Genomic DNA, 15311 nt, shown 5'->3' on the forward strand with positions numbered 1-15311 from the left:
CCGTCTGAGTGGAACGTCGGAATATGATGGTGAGGTAAAAAGACCCATATATCCCTGCTGTAATACGTAGATATGGTCAGTGTCCGTAAAGCTAGCTCGGATTTCTCTCAGTGGGAGTCATCCCTACCGAGCTTGTCGAACGGACAACTCGAAATTACCTCATTTGACGCAATCGACGTTGATCCACTAATCGAGGAATACCCATTTGATGATCAGCGGATTCTCAAAGCCCAGTTCAAGTATGTAAAAAAGAACCCATTTGATGAGTCTATAGAAAGAACCTATTCAGGAGAGATCACCTATCGTAGCGGGTCACAGATAGTACTCGTTAGTACGAAGTCAGATACACCGTCGGCCGGAGAGATAGTACGAAAATTAGAACAAATACTCCCGGGCGATCTCGAGATATTCCCTGGCCTCTTTCCTTCTCGACAAGCGATTTGGGATTTTATAAAGAGGGCAGATGACATCCTTGAGGTTGAGGTTTTCTATAAAAATGAGTTACAACCCTACGATGAGATTGAGGGATTAGATGTTTCGGAAGTTGTTGACGAGTATATTGTAGAACGCGCAGATCTCATATTCAGGAGAAACGGGCAAGAGATATTGGTCACATATACTGACGAATCTCTTAACATACAGGCTGAGGATACGAAAAGTGGTGATGTAAATGACGTTGAATATATCACTCAGTTATTTGAGCGCGAGGTTATTGCCAAATGAAGGCATCTTCGCAGCCCATCACATTAGGTAAGTTGCCAATTGGCGATGGGTGGGGGGAAGGTAACGATGGTGCTGGAAATACACAAACTGGAAGTAGGCCTGAGGTCGCTGTAATTCCCTTGACAGATAATAAAAATCCAGATACCTATGGATTAAGGAACAACATAATCCGGATATATCTCGTAGAGGACGAACTCAAAGCTTTTGCGAAAGTTGTATTCCGTGTCCCCAGTGGATGTGGTGAGTTATCAATATACTTCGAGGTTGATGGTCCCTTCTATCCAGGATGCGGCCAAACTGAACACGGAAATTTTGATCATGACTTAAGGAGATTAAACATACATACAGACGGTTTCGAGTCAGATGAGGGCATACTTACGGTCACTGCTGAGACAGATTACCTTCATCGCGATCGCTACACCCTCACAATGGCTAATGGAAGCGCTGAGGAACTTAATCAGGTAGATCTAGTTAAGAATACCACCATAGAATGATATTGCCTGTAATATCAGTTGATAGATCCACTCTATAACATCCACTATTGGGCCTCCAACAACCGATAGTACAGTAGCTGCGGCCGCAATTACAGCGATCTTCTTTAGAATCTCACTATTTTCTTCTTGCCAAGAATTCACATGAAATGACGCTTCTTTATAATCTTGATTGACATTTCCATTCGAATCTTGATAGGTAAACGTAATTGGGATAGTATAATTTCCGGGTCTGGCTTCTTGTTTTGTACTTAGCTTCACTAGCAATGGTGGATTACCTGAATGATCTCTTTCTCCCCCAATTCGACCGAACTCCTCTGGTGAATCAGATGATTCGTCATATTGAAAATGGGCTTCTTTCAATCCGATAGTATAACCGACGTTAGAGGCATTTTCTCTAATCTTGTCGGTGCCACCATTGTCGCTAATTGTTTGAACAAATTCGCTTCCACCGTCCTCAAAAACGTCAGCAAATGGGAACTGAATGTGTAGCTTGTTGTGATCTATGCTACCATTACCTGAAAAATAGATATCTAACCATAAATCGTCTCCACGGTCCAGCTGTGGATCTTCTATAATTGGGGTAACGCTGTATTGTGCCGATTGGTCGGTCATGATGATACGCGAACACGACCCGGTAAATTAATCTTAAGGATACAAACCAGCGCCTACGATATCGCTACCGTATAACAAATCTCAGAATCCTGCCCACCAATCGGGCCTTGTAGCATGCGGCGGCCGCGGACTCGGAACCGGCACATCGAGGCTCGGATCGACATCTTCGCTCAGAAATAGCTCGCCCCACGTCGTGATCGACCAGTAGACCTCATAGCGCCCGTCGATAATCTCGCGCTCGTACTGCTCGACGAGCTCAGCATCCGCCAGAATCTCGCACCGATCGCTCACCCGACTCTGACTAACCCGTCCACGAATATCGAACGCGATCTCCCACGCATCAGCGTCACCGTCGCCAGCGAGCCGCTCCAGAATCCGCTCGTCGAGACCGCCCATCCACGGGACGGAGTCGCGCATTCAGGTCGCGCCTCCGTTCGAGGTCTCGCTGTTCGTCGGGTCCTGCGCCTCGACAGCCTCACTGTCGTCATCAATGTAGGTCCAGTTCTCGGTATCGAGCCGACCGTCGAGGTATGCTTCACCGTCTTCAGTGATGATGTAGACTCCATTTCCTAGGTGTCGTACGAGATCTTCCTCAGCTAATCGCTTACATCGCCGGTTAATCTGCTGACGAGAGTACCGGATCGGTCCCTCTCTCTTCATTTTGGCTGGAGACCCAGTTTCGTTCTCAGATAGATACTCCAAGATACGGTCGTCTGCCGCAGTCATCCATCCGCCAGCATATCTCATATGGTGAATTCTCACTCCTTTGTCCATATTACGCTCGATAAGATTTTTTGGTAACCAAAAGAGCGCCAACAATCGTTCGGTACATTAATGTACCAACAGGCAGATAGTGTAGCTCACGGAGCCCGAGTGACGAACCCTCGGCTCGTGATGAAATGTAGGAATCCCGGCCGCGGTGCTCCAACACCCGGCCGGGTCGGGTTCTGTGCTGAGACCACAGAACCATGCTGACGATGGCAACTGCGGGGCTTAAGCCCTGCGCGACGACCGGAGAATCGAGCGAAACCGACGGCGGCTGCGCCTTCTGCCCAGCGCCGGCTGACGGCTTTGACGCCGAGCGCGGCGTTCCCGTCTGTTACTCCTGTGCGGAGGTCGACGCATGAGCGCGGAGTGCGCCACGGACCGCGACGCGCTCGCGGACCTCACCGCGTTCCAACGCGACCTCCTCTGGGCGCTCTCCCACGAGAACGCCCAGAAGGGGACGGCCCTGAAAGCGGACCTCGCCGACTACTACGGCGAAGAGATCAACCACAGCCGCCTATACCAGAACCTCGACATCCTTGTCGAGCATGACCTCGTTACCCAGAAGCCGCGCGACGGACGCACTAACGAATACAGTCTCACCGACGCGGCCCGCCACGCGATACAAGCGCGCCGCGTGTGGCAAGCACGGGGTGAGACGGCGTGAGCCCCTCTGGCCCGCCGCACATCCGGTTTGACGCTCGCGAACGCCTCACCGGCGACTACGACGACATCACCGTCCAGCAGGCAGTGGAGGGCCGCGCACAATGACGAAACTCTGGCGCTGCCGCGAGTGCGAGCGACTCGTCAACCGCTTCGTCAACGGGTGGGTCTGTCCACGGTGCGGCTGGTACTGTGGCCAGTCCCTGGCGCATGTGAACCGAGAGCCATGAGCCGGGAGCAACACTCTGACGCAGGATCAGCGCCGCCAGTCCACCCCGCACCCGCGCTCACCACAAGTCTCGATCAGCTGTCGCTCGCATCTACGTCGGGCGCCTGCCAACACTGCGGGCGTTCGTTCACTGAGGGCGACGACGTTGTCGCGTACGTCTCTAAGCCGGCAGACCAGCGAACCCACGAGGTCGGCCACTGCGTGTGCGCACACAACGAACATCGCCACCAAGAGGTGTTCACACTCGGCGTCCACGAACTGCTTGTCGCCGGGCGTATCGGAATCGCCTCAGACGCGGCGACCCAGTCAACGTGGCCGATTCTCGTCGAGCCGGTTCCACTCGGCGTGAGCGCGCCAGCAACGACGACGATCCGCTGGCTGCCACCGGAGACACCACTCGCGGAGCAGGTCACGCCGACGGCGACCCAACGACAGCGACGGCGCGAGGCCCAGACGCAAGTGACGGTCACGCGCCCACCGAAAGCAGAGGGGGATGACTGATGCGGTCACCACCTCACACCGACCTTCAACAACGAGGGCCCAAGCGCCACCCGACGCGTCTGTCCACACAGCCAACAGCAGACCCGGACGCCCCCCACGCGATAATCGCCCACCTTCAGCAGGCGCTCACTGCGAGCACTACCAATGACGCGGCCGGTGTGCGGGCGGCCTTGTTCCGGGCCACGCGGACTGTCGACGAGACACGCCATCCTGAACTCGCGGCCGCACTCCGAGTGGCGCAGGGTGTCGACCCAGTCTCGCGGACGGTCCGTCAGTACATCCGGGAGCTGCTTCGGCAGCTCGTCGCAGTCATCAACTGCTGGGAGCCACCCAAGTGATGCCTGTCAGCAATCAGGCCCGAAGCGGGCACTCACAGCCCGCCGGCCAGGACCACGAGCGTGGCGTCCACCTTGTGGGCCCAACCACGCAGTATGACACTGCCGGCATCCGCTGCCAGAACATCACACCTCGGCTGACCGACTGGGTTCCCACGGTCCTCGAACAGCTTCGTCCGGCAAGCATCGAAACAGTTCGCACAGAGGCAGCCCACGCCGACGCCTGGCGGGCGAGCACGTCAATTCTCGACGAGACACTCCCCGGGTGGAACGCCCAGGATGACACGTGGGGCGACGCGACCGCGGAGGCAGTCGCGTACACGCAAGCGATCACCGAGCTTGCGCTCTCGGAAGTCGACGAATCCACCGGTTCACCGTGTCATGTACGCCGTCATGAGTCATTGATCGAGACGGTCGAAGCAGTGGGTACGGGCCGCGGCGCGGTCAACGCCGGCCTCGGAGCGCTCGCGAAGGGCCCGGTTGCGCTCCACCAAGCGTTCGATCCCAGCCCACGGGCAATCACACTCGCGCTCGATGGCCCGGCGTGGACCGACCTCACTGACCGCCGGACCGGCGTCCGCGCACTCGCGGCGATCGCCGTCCTCGCGGACGGGTTCGATGTCCGTGTGGTCGCCTCGCCAGCAGTCCAGCGGGAGCTCGCTCGGCGGTACCCACGGTGGAGTGAGATCCATCTCGGTCTTACGCACAGCCGGGATCGGTCCCCCTCCCAAGGACACCACGGTTCCGATGAACGAGACGCCGTTGGTGACGCCACCCAATCAGTGTGGGGGAGCCTCGCTGAACTTGCGTCCGCACCCGGGAAACGCCGGCTCCTCGGAAATCTCATGCCAGACCAGGGGCGGAGCTACCGGGATCTCAAACAGGATCAGGCGATCGATATCGAGGCAGGGACTGTCAGCCGGTATGTCCTGGATCTCGAAGCACGCGGGCTCGTCTCTGTCGACCGTCGTGGCCAGCGCAATACCGTTCGGCTATCCGATCGCGGCGCCACGGCCGTCAACCAGTGTCTTGATGCCGAGTACGACCTCGTCCATCCGGACCAACGTCGACTTGACGAGGGTCTTACCGACACCCCTCACGACAGCACAAGTACAGTGTCTCCCCGCCGGGAGGCCACAGCAAGGAAGCCATCGACTGCTATCGACGACTGGCTCGCATCGACTGGCACCCCAGAGGGCGACGCCGCATTCGTCCAGTGGCTTGATAGCCCCGATGAAACACTTCAAAACGAGTCGCTTCACCGGCGATTCACCATCCCGGCTCGTGGATCCGGAATCACCCTCGTCGACGATCCGGTAACCGGCTTCGACGACAGCCGCGTCACCTACCTCAGCCACCACCATGACGAGACGCTTGTTATCATCGAATGGGGCGGAGCCTTGGCCACGTTGGGACGTCTCGCGGCAGTCTTACTCAGCGAGCAGGCGCTGAACAAGATCCTGACGCCCTCCCGTGTCGGCCACGGGTTCTCCGCCATCCACGACGGGGCGTTCGACACTGCCGCTGGGCGGACGCTCCGTCGTGGGCACCAAGTTGGCTGGTTCAGTGCCGACGAGGAACAGTACGCTCAGTGGCGGACCCGAATTGAACAGGTCCGGAACGAGCTGCTCGCTCGGCTCAGCGACCATCGCGGCAGCACCGACACAGCGGCCCGCGCGGCGTTGTTCGAAGACCTCCACGGGCTCATCGCGACGGCAACCCATCTGTATCACGCCGCTGGAGTCGATCTCACGATCACCCTTCGCGTCCCCGACACCGCCACTGTCGTTGGCACCGAGCGGTGCCGTAGCGAGTTGTGTGAATTCCTCCAGCATACCGTCCCGAAACAGAGCGTCTACGGGATTCATTCGGGCTACCGCCTGCTCTTTGAGTCTCGCCCAAAGAAGTTGAAGCGACGACTCCCGCCCGATGTCGACGACGGCGACACGCTCGAGTTGACTGCCTCGTGGGTGATTGCTGGCCCGACAATAACTGAGCTTCAGTCAGCAATCACGAAGGCACTCGAGCAAACAAACAAAAACCTCCGTGACACCGTCGCTGACGGCACAGAACAGGTACCGACCCTGACAATTCCAGTCCGAGATGGAACGACGTACGCCGCGATCCGTGACGTCGTGGAGACAGTCGCGGCCACCACGGACACGACCTGGACCGCACAGACGCGCCAGCGGCTCGTGCGACTGTTGCTTCGGTCCTGTGGCCCACGAGACGCACCGGGCCATGCGTCGCCATACGACGCCGCAGAGAGTCTGTTGCGAGCGTGCCACAGCGAGCCGTCGCCGACTGTGGAAGCCGTTGAGCGCGCCGCAGCGTCCCTCCCTGCCACGCGGTTCCGTCCGGATCTTCCCCCGACGGCGACCAAGATGTACGCCACCCTCTGTCGGGCATCCCAGCCACTTGGCCGCACGGAGATCATCGATCGGGCAGACATCTCCGAGAGCAGTTACGACCGCCGCCTCGACGTCGTCCAAGCGATCCCACGGGTCCGCCCCTGTTCCGTCTCCGGCTACCGGCGGTGGCGGGTGCTTCCGAATGCGACCGCAGTCCCAGGCGCGTCAACCACTGTCTCGCTTCCATGGTGGCTGTCCTGGCCGACCACGGTGTCGCGGTTACTGCCAGAAACCGGCCACCATCCACGCCGGTGGCGTCTGCTACTCGACTGTCGCCCACCAAATCCAATCATACCGCCACGCGACTGCCGGTCGACACGACTGAGCGCTCGCTCCGGGATATCTACCCCCGGACAGCGACAGCGAGGCCGGTCACGCACGCCGTGGCCCCGCAGTGTCACACGCACCACAGCCGACTGTCGCCTCGTCCCAACACCTCACCCCGCGCAGATCCCACGCCGCCAGGGAGGGCCGCGATGAGCCACAGCCCGCCGCTCGATGAGATGTGCGAGCTGTATGAGATGTTACGGCGGCAACGGCGCTGTTATGTCCTGCTGGTCGTTGGAGCGAACACCACGCCCCCGTATCCCGTCCGGCCGGTTGCGCGCCGTGTAACAGCCCTGCTTGATGCGGTCCCACTGTCGGCAGCGACCGGCGATCGATATCAGAACGTGTACGTCTCACTGATTCAGACACATCTGCCGCGACTCGCAGAGGCAGACCTCATCACCTACAATCCTGATCGGAAGCTCATCGCTCCAGGCCCCGAACTCCCAACAGCGCTCCTCGTCCTGCGGGCCGCCTGGGCAGCCTATGAGCCAAGTCACGCCGCGGAGTGGCCACTCGGTGAAATTGATGCGACGATCCGCTCAGAGCCGTAGTGGCTCAACCGACAGAAACGAAGATCCCAACCAGAGAGACTGGCCCGCGTATACGAAGAGGTGTCGTGTGTTAACCAACGCAGTCCGACAATTCATCGTGTTGTTGGTTAATACGATGGCGCAGATCTCGCGATTGCTGGCTAGAACGCTGCGTGAAACGCAGTCATCCGTGCGTGTCGTATGGTGTCCCACTGGACGCTGGCGCATAGAACACGAGGCCCCGCCACAGTCGAACGTGGCGACAGACGCTCCAAGCTCGTGACAAGGGTCGATCACAGCGAGAGCAGCCTCTCGTGGCGTCGCCGACATCGTCAAGAACAGACCGGTCGACACGGAACGCGAGGGCGGCAAAACAACGTCACCGTCGGATGCGCGCGCTGCCAAATCGGGTGAAACACGAGATATGAGATTCTAAGCCGTGGAGAACTGGACGGTATCTTCTTAGGGCCGGTTGTATTCCGACTCACTATGGAAGAGAGTACAGTCAATATTCTTCATGTTGATGACGACCGTGCTTTCGCTGACCTAGTGACGGAATTTCTGGAGCGTGAGGCTGATGACTTTGCTGTCCAGACAGCAACGAGTCCCAATGACGCATTCGACCAGTTTGCTCTCACTGAGTTCGATTGTATCATCACTGACTATGATATGCCGAACAAAGACGGGATCGACTTTCTAGAACGCATCCGTGAGATAGCGCCGAACCTCCCCGTGATTTTGTTTACTGGCAAGGGATCCGAAGAGATCGCCAGTGAGGCAATTTCGGCTGGCGTCACCGACTATATTCAAAAACAAGGTGGCAGGGATCAGTACACTGTATTGGCGAACCGTGTCCGCAACGTTGTCGACCAATATCATGCGGAAGCTGCGCAGGAGCGACAGCAAAAAGCGATTGAAACTGCGCAAGTAGGGATTAGTCTGCTCGATGAGACTGGCAGATTCGCCTACGCAAACGAAGCTTATACGGATATTTATGGCTATGAGCGTGACCAACTCATCGGCGAACACTGGCAAAAACTCTATCTCGACGAGGATGTCGAGCTCGTCCGAAACGAGATCCTGCCGTCAGTAGATGACGGCGGGTATTGGAGTGGTGAAACGACCGGGCTTCGAGCCGATGGGACGACGTTTCCAGAAGATCACCGTCTCACAAAGACAGCTTCTGGGGAGTTGATTTGTACAGTTCGGGATCTGTCTGCTGAACAAGCGCGCCAAACAGAACTGATTCGCTTCCGAACGCTCATGGAGACGATCGAAGACCCGGTCTACGTACTCAACGAAGCGGGCCAGTTCGAGTACGTCAACGACGCGTTTGTCAGAATGGTGGGCTACGACCGGGAAACGATCCTCGGGTCACCACCAACGCTCGTCAAATCTGCCGACGCTGTCGACCGGGCGGAAGCGGCTCTTGGGCGAATCCTGTCTTCGGATGGCCCAAGCAGTATCCAATTCGAGATTGAGATTCAATCCAAGGACGGAGAGGCGATTCCATGTGAAGACCACATGGGAGTCTTGCCCTATCGCGGCGAGGAGTTCGAGGGCTCAGTCGGGATTTTGCGAGATATAACAGAACGCAAAGAAAATGAGAAGAAATTAGAGCAGCAGAACCAACGGCTCACTGAATTTGCTGGTGTCGTGAGTCATGATCTTCAGAGTCCGCTCAACGTCGCGCAGGGACGGTTAGATCTCGTCCATGAGGACTGTGACAGTGAGCATCTTCCACCAATTGAGACCGCATTAGACCGTATTGAGCGACTGACGGAGGACATGCTCTGGTTAACGCGTGAAGGACGAGATATTGGGTCGAAAGATGCGATCGAGCTCCAAGAGACACTACGTACTGCCTGGCAGATGGTCGCGGATCAAACAGAGGACGCGACCTTACAGTACGCGGATGAAACGCCCGCAGCGGTTGCAATTGTCGCTGATGACGATCGGCTCTGCCAACTCCTTGAGAACCTGTTTAGCAACGCACTCATGCACGGAGGTCCAGAGGTAACCGTTACAGTCGGCGTTGATGCGGATGGTTTCTATATCGAAGATGATGGCCCCGGGATCCCCGAAGACAGACGTTCAGATGTATTTACTGCGGGCTACTCCACGAAAGACGACGGGATCGGATTTGGGTTGAAGATTGTCGAACAGATTGTTTCGGCTCACGGATGGGACATACGGGTGGCCGAAAGTCCCACGGGAGGGGCTCGATTTGAGATCACCGGAGTTGAGTTCATCAGGGAGTCGTAGCTGTGGCTTATATTCACCCTGTTCGGCAGATGTCGCGTCACAGGATCACCTGAGGCTACTACGGAGCTGTATCCGCAACGGATCAGCATCAGCACACGGACTGCTTGGGTTTCCCACTAAGATCCTGAATGAGCCGAGAGATGGCGCTTGCGAATTAAGGATAGGTAACTCTGGCAGTTCAGAAAAAATACCGACGCTCATGGGGAGTGAGTCTCGGAGACGCGAAATCAGTAGTTTTCCTAGACTCTCGTTGTAGCCAACGACAGAGAGGTCGGTCTCGAAGATAACACGCCGCCGACGGTTTAGTTGACGGCTTTCGAGAGTTCGGCACCCGTCTTGAACTTGACCACGTTCTTCGCCGCGATCTGGATCTCCTTTCCGGTCTGCGGGTTTCGCCCGGTCCGGGCTGACCGCTTCGAGATGCTAAACGTGCCGAACCCCTCATTCTCGTCTTCGCTCCCACCCACCGACAGCCGATCGCCCTTTTTTAGCGCCTTCGTCGTCACGTTGATGAAGGCTTCGAGCGCCCGCTTGGCGTCGTCCTCCGATATCCTCTCATCCGAGCGTCCCGCTGTGCCCGCGATGTACTCCGCGTCGATCACCACGTCAGCAAGCCGGCACGTGGCGCTAGCCTCGTCACCCTTGCCGGGGTTGAGATCGAGGGCGGCCGCGAACTCCGGGCAGGGATCGAACGTCACCGGCGAGTCGTCCTCGGGCCCGTTTCGAGAGCTCGGATTTCGCCCTGTCCGGGCAGAGCGCTTTGAGATACTGAACGACCCGAATCCGACCAGCACGGCGCTATCACCCTTCGCCAAGGCTCTCGTCGTCGCGTGGGTGAACGCGTCAAGCGTCCGCTTCGCGTCAGCCTTACTCAGTCCGGATTCGCTCGCCATCGCCTCGATCAGTTCCGCTTTGTTCATCGCCGCGGCCTGACCAGTCATCGTTACCGCACCCAGTCCGATGACCGTCGAGAGGATAGCACCCCTCCGCAGGACGGTTCGTCGCGAGAGATATTTTTGTGACATGATACCTTTACTCACACTCCTCTAACGCTCTGTGACTATATAATATTATTTAAATTTTCACATCTCTGTTATTATATCGCGTCCTGCGTTTGTCTGAAAGCAAACACGGACCAGGACGTTCGCTGTGGAACGGAGACACTTCGCGACAGCAGGCGTTGTATAGGCACTGATTCACCCGGTGTACAGGCGGTTCAAAGTGGTGAATTCAGACGAATGGAGCGTTTCTCTCCTAGATTTTAATACGCGTGGGGTGGTGGAGAGTTCCTCAAACAGACACACACGAGATGGTGTGTACTGAACGATCGGACCTGACGAAATCTGAGGAGAACGAGTGACACGACTCACGCGCTATATTCGGCTCTGTTGAAATCCTCAACAGGTGATACATTCTGATCCGCTTGCGGTCAATACAGGGGCCTCACGTATCACTCAGTACTGCGTGGGATGTTTCCCAGTCGGGAGTATCTGTCAATACAAATATCCCCCGTCTGAATACAAGGTATGGACATGGATCTTGAACAGTTTCGCTATTACACTGCGTGGCACCACCACGCAAATCAGCGTTCTTACGAGGCTCCGGCCTCCCCGTGGAGGCTTCTCTCGGTGAGTCCAGCAGCAGTGGAATGGTACCATCCGAATCTTCAACTTAACTGGGGACTCGGTCGAGTGGAAGGTGGAGAGTGGGACGACACGAGCAACTGCTCGCATCTCCGAGACACTGTTATTTATCGCGGGCTCAGCGAGAGATTTCAAGAAAGCTACGCATGGGAAGATACAACTCTTTTCAAGTACGTAGCGGAGCAATTTGAGCAGCGTGAGACAGTGCGAGGGTATGAAAACCCATCAGAGTATGTGAGGGTTCGGTGTGCGTATCTCGATAATCTCTTCGAATCGATACGTGATGACGGGTACCGCTCGAATGCAGCCGCTTACCACGAAATGGCGACCGAGGATAACGAATTCGAAGATGCGTATGCGAATCATTTAGATCCGCTTGTTGCTATCTCTCGAACCGGTGAGATATACTGGGTAGAAGGGTACCATCGATTCGCAATTGCGTCAATTCTCGAACTAGAGGAGATTCCTGTGTACGTCTTGTGCCGTCATGAAGAGTGGCAACGTACGCGGGACGCCCTCTCCACTGAACCGTCCTCCTCACTCTCCTGTGAGTTGGAGAAATATGTCAATCATCCAGACACACAGGACATCGATGTGTAGAGTAGTCGGTACCCAATTTGCGCTCTGTATCTCGCACGGTTATCGAAACATCCCTCTGAGCTGGTAGAATTCTGAGTGGTCAATACGCACTCTTCAGCGACCAGGTCTTTCAGGCGAGAACATGTCTGTAGAATAGGATTTCAACAGAGCCCTATATTCAAGAAACCAGCGAGCACAGCGCCACAACGGAGAGGGTCAGCGAGGCCGGCCTCGTACTCACCCCGCTTAATCGCCCATTAGTTACACTGCTGGACACGCTACCACCGAGACGGCACCCAGAGATCATGAGCGACTCCGTCCCCCCGGCACACGACTCGACGCCAGCAGCACGGACCACCTCGGTGACACCGTCCCCGACACATGAACAGCAACCGCAGTACGAGTGCCCCGTTTGTGAGGCACGCTACACCCAGGCGGTGTTTACGCGCGTCCATCTCACCCGGGCCGATGATGACGCCCACGACTCATGCGACGGGTTCGATTCGGACACGGTGATACGCGTCACGACAGCCGAGGGGACCACCGAACGGCAACCCGACAGTCCTGACACAGCTGCCCCCACCAGCGTCACCCGCGAGGATTTTCCAGACCAGCTCTCACACAAGGAGGTCAGCGCACTCCTCGTTGCGACACGGAACCCAACACTCAGCGACCGCACGGCGCTCACTGAGCGGGTCCACGACGCACTCGCAGACACCCCGTGGGAACCGCCTATCGAGCGGACAGTCAACCACGCGGTCACCAAGTTCTATCATCCGCATTTGTGCGGTGATGATGCGACGCCGACATTCACAACCCTCACGACGAAACAGCAGGCGATTTTGATCACGCGACTCGCACTCCCTGAGGCGTCGTCTGAGACGATCGCCACCTACACAGCGTGCTCGAAAAACTATCCCCGCAAAACGTGTCGGAACTACGCTGACGTCCTCGACGCACTACAGGCCCGACACGACGCCGGTGAGGATCTCTACTCCATCATCTCAACAGAACTGCCAACAGCAGCACGCGAAAAGCTACTCGCGACTGGGCAGGTAGCAGCGCTGGTTGCTGATGAAGCAAGCGGTGACGAGCCAGTCGAGTCGCCACCAGAAGCCAGCGCCCTGCCGTCAGACACTGCCCGCGAGACAGTCACCCCCGACGGCAGTGACGACGCAGCCCAGACCCGGCTGGCAGCCGAGACGCCCCCCGACGATTCAGCGAGCGACGAGGACGACGAACACACCCTGTCGCCATCGGCATTCGCAACCGCCGCAACACTGCTTGGCGAACAGCGGGCCGATGAGGCCGACGAGGCCGACGAGCCACCAGTCACCACCACTTGTGCGGATGAGCTCGAGGACCTCGCCAGGCAGGTCCAGTTTGTCAAAGAAGCCGTCTCCGTCACCGATCCGGATCGGGAAACGACACTGTTGATCAATCTGTTCGCGCAGATTGAAACCCGCTGTCGTGATCTTAGCACGCAACTCAGGGAGGCGTAACCCGTGTTCGTGGCCATTGACACGGAGGCCAGCCGCGTTGTGACGAACCCAACGTCACCTCTTGCCCCAGCAACCGGCCAGTATCGGTGTCTCTTCTGTGACGCGCCACTCACGGCAACGAGCGACCACCAGACGCCCGGGACGTTTGTCCACGCCACCACCGAGACCTGCCAGAGCCTCGGCAATGTCTCACAGTATCACCGTCTTGGACAAGAACTCGTCAGCAAACGACTTTGTAACTGGCTGCCGGTCGCCCCCCGGACGATTGCGATAGATCTCGAGAAACGCGTCGGGGGCGACACCGAGTACATCATCGCCGACGTCCGCATTACGGATCCGATCCAACTTGTCGTTGAGGTCGTGTATCAGGCCTCGACCAACCGACTCCGTGACCGCCTCCACCGGGCCTTTGCCAACGACTACGGCGCGATGGTGGTGGTCGTAACGAACGCCGACATCTCGGCGGCCCGGATCGAACGCGACCTCGCCACCGTCGGCGCCATCTCAGTCGGGCGCGTCAATCCCTTCGACAAGCGAGTCACGATCGGCTCCGTCATGGCCCCAGACCAGATTGAACTCGCCCCGACAGCGTGGGAGTCGGTCCCGGCGTACTTAGCGTAAGTCAACACGCCAGGCTAGCTGGTGTGCCGATCCCGTGAGAGACACTCCGCGATACAGTGGTCAGCCCACTCGCACCGGGTCAGGCTCTCAAAACGGATACTCAGTAGCGAAGGTTTTAGCACCGACCCCACTGAGAGGCGGTGATGAACCGATATCATGCGGACAGAGACACGCAGCCACGACGAGGCCCGCATGACTCAAAAAGGAGGCAGGCCCGATGACCGACACGGCAACCACGACCGTGCTAGTGGTCGACGACGACCCGGATCTCGCAGAACTATACCGCGTGTTCCTCGCCGGAGTATATGATGTTCGCGTCGCGACTAATGGACAAGCGGCACTCGACAGTATGGACGACACAATCGATATTGTGCTGTTGGACCGGCGCATGCCAGAGATGTCCGGCCACGAAGTCCTCGATGCCATCCGTGCCGAGGGGTACGATGTCCAGGTCGCGATGCTAACCGCGGTCGAACCCAAAGACGACATCACCGACATGGCGTTCGATGCCTACCGACGAAAGCCAATCAACCAAGACGAACTACGCTCACTCGTTGCGGTGCTGTGTCACCGAGCAACACTCGAAAAAGGCAGTCAAGAGTTCTTCAGACTTGCCGCAAAGAAGGCCGCGCTTGAAGCGGCCGGGAACACGGAGGCAGACGCGTATGAAACCATCCTGGACCAGTTGGACGCGCTCGATGCTGAACTGACTAACACACTTGAACACCTCACTGCGGAAGACGCCTTTGCGGCCATCGCTGAGGACTAACCCTTGCGCTGGCCCCGATGTGGCCCAGACGTAGACAATCCACTGTTCGGACACGGTAGCTGGAATCAGATCGGAGGAGAGGACATCACAGCGGACCGTCGCCAACGGATTGTCATAGCCGGTCACCCCGTCGGCGTCTAGGAGGCACACGATTCGACAGCCCACCAGCACGTCGTCCCCACCACAGCAGGCACCAACAACGAAGTGCCGAGACGGTCGTCAGCCACACGGGGGGACGGGGGGCGATCCATTGAGAACGAAAAATACCGAGGGGGAGGGAGCCACGCAGTGTTCGCTTACTCGTCACAACGGAACTTAGAAACGGCGAAAAATCGGAGT

General features: G+C 57.6%; 14 protein-coding genes. 10 read left to right on the forward strand and 4 right to left on the reverse strand.

Annotation, left to right across the window (positions count from 1 at the left end):
• Window positions 1–132 precede the first annotated feature (132 nt).
• Both EXE44_RS10760 and EXE44_RS10765 read left to right on the forward strand, forming a co-directional pair.
• Window positions 133–723 (forward strand): hypothetical protein, encoded by a 591-nt coding sequence (locus EXE44_RS10760; RefSeq protein ID WP_137694984.1) that lies wholly within the window; start codon window positions 133–135, stop codon window positions 721–723.
• A complete protein-coding gene (locus tag EXE44_RS10765) occupies window positions 720–1217 on the forward strand; it encodes a hypothetical protein (protein WP_137694983.1) in 498 nt (165 codons plus the stop codon). Before EXE44_RS10760 ends, EXE44_RS10765 begins: the two co-directional genes overlap by 4 nt.
• Here the strand turns inward: EXE44_RS10765 and EXE44_RS10770 are convergent.
• From EXE44_RS10770 to EXE44_RS10780, 3 genes are all read right to left on the reverse strand, one after another.
• Complete coding sequence (locus tag EXE44_RS10770; RefSeq protein ID WP_137706951.1) at window positions 1191–1829, reverse strand: hypothetical protein; 639 nt, start codon at window positions 1827–1829, stop codon at window positions 1191–1193. The two genes, EXE44_RS10765 and EXE44_RS10770, sit on opposite strands and share 27 nt — an antisense overlap.
• An 81-nt stretch (window positions 1830–1910) precedes the next feature.
• Entirely contained in the window at window positions 1911–2246 is a 336-nt protein-coding gene (locus tag EXE44_RS10775) for a repressor phrH2 (protein ID WP_137717144.1), read from the reverse strand.
• Window positions 2247–2576 carry a helix-turn-helix domain-containing protein gene (locus EXE44_RS10780; protein WP_137707042.1) on the reverse strand — a complete coding sequence of 110 codons (330 nt, stop codon included), beginning with the start codon at window positions 2574–2576 and terminating at the stop codon, window positions 2247–2249.
• A 376-nt stretch (window positions 2577–2952) separates the two neighbouring features.
• On the opposite strand from EXE44_RS10780, the gene EXE44_RS10785 reads away from it, so the two are divergent.
• The 4 genes from EXE44_RS10785 to EXE44_RS10805 all read left to right on the forward strand — a co-directional run bounded on the left by EXE44_RS10785 (window position 2953) and on the right by EXE44_RS10805 (window position 9858).
• Window positions 2953–3261: a helix-turn-helix transcriptional regulator gene (locus tag EXE44_RS10785; RefSeq protein WP_137717145.1), complete on the forward strand. Its 309-nt coding sequence runs from the start codon at window positions 2953–2955 to the stop codon at window positions 3259–3261.
• 1063 nt (window positions 3262–4324) lie between these two features.
• Entirely contained in the window at window positions 4325–7213 is a 2889-nt protein-coding gene (locus EXE44_RS10795; RefSeq protein WP_137717147.1) for a helix-turn-helix transcriptional regulator, read from the forward strand.
• Entirely contained in the window at window positions 7210–7614 is a 405-nt protein-coding gene (locus EXE44_RS20775; protein WP_199241202.1) for a hypothetical protein, read from the forward strand. Before EXE44_RS10795 ends, EXE44_RS20775 begins: the two co-directional genes overlap by 4 nt.
• A gap of 468 nt (window positions 7615–8082) precedes the next feature.
• A complete protein-coding gene (locus tag EXE44_RS10805; RefSeq protein ID WP_137717148.1) occupies window positions 8083–9858 on the forward strand; it encodes a PAS domain S-box protein in 1776 nt (591 codons plus the stop codon).
• A gap of 302 nt (window positions 9859–10160) precedes the next feature.
• Here EXE44_RS10805 and EXE44_RS22210 read toward each other — a convergent pair whose 3' ends face one another.
• The gene (locus EXE44_RS22210; protein WP_274595375.1) at window positions 10161–10898 is read right to left on the reverse strand and encodes an HU family DNA-binding protein; all 738 of its coding nucleotides are present in this window, start codon (window positions 10896–10898) and stop codon (window positions 10161–10163) included.
• 492 nt (window positions 10899–11390) lie between these two features.
• Between EXE44_RS22210 and EXE44_RS21375 the strand changes: the two genes are divergently transcribed.
• From EXE44_RS21375 to EXE44_RS10830, 4 genes are all read left to right on the forward strand, one after another.
• Window positions 11391–12101 carry a hypothetical protein gene (locus tag EXE44_RS21375; protein WP_241988405.1) on the forward strand — a complete coding sequence of 237 codons (711 nt, stop codon included), beginning with the start codon at window positions 11391–11393 and terminating at the stop codon, window positions 12099–12101.
• A 284-nt stretch (window positions 12102–12385) separates the two neighbouring features.
• Complete coding sequence (locus tag EXE44_RS10820) at window positions 12386–13582, forward strand: hypothetical protein (protein WP_137717149.1); 1197 nt, start codon at window positions 12386–12388, stop codon at window positions 13580–13582.
• Between the two features lie 9 nt (window positions 13583–13591).
• Window positions 13592–14203 (forward strand): hypothetical protein, encoded by a 612-nt coding sequence (locus EXE44_RS10825; protein ID WP_137717150.1) that lies wholly within the window; start codon window positions 13592–13594, stop codon window positions 14201–14203.
• A 217-nt stretch (window positions 14204–14420) separates the two neighbouring features.
• On the forward strand, window positions 14421–14972 hold the full coding sequence (locus tag EXE44_RS10830) for a response regulator transcription factor (RefSeq protein ID WP_137706937.1): 552 nt from the start codon (window positions 14421–14423) through the stop codon (window positions 14970–14972).
• Window positions 14973–15311: the final 339 nt, after the last annotated feature.

The organism is Halorubrum sp. SS7 (assembly GCF_005435055.1).
Taxonomy (GTDB): Archaea; Halobacteriota; Halobacteria; order Halobacteriales; family Haloferacaceae; genus Halorubrum; species Halorubrum salinarum.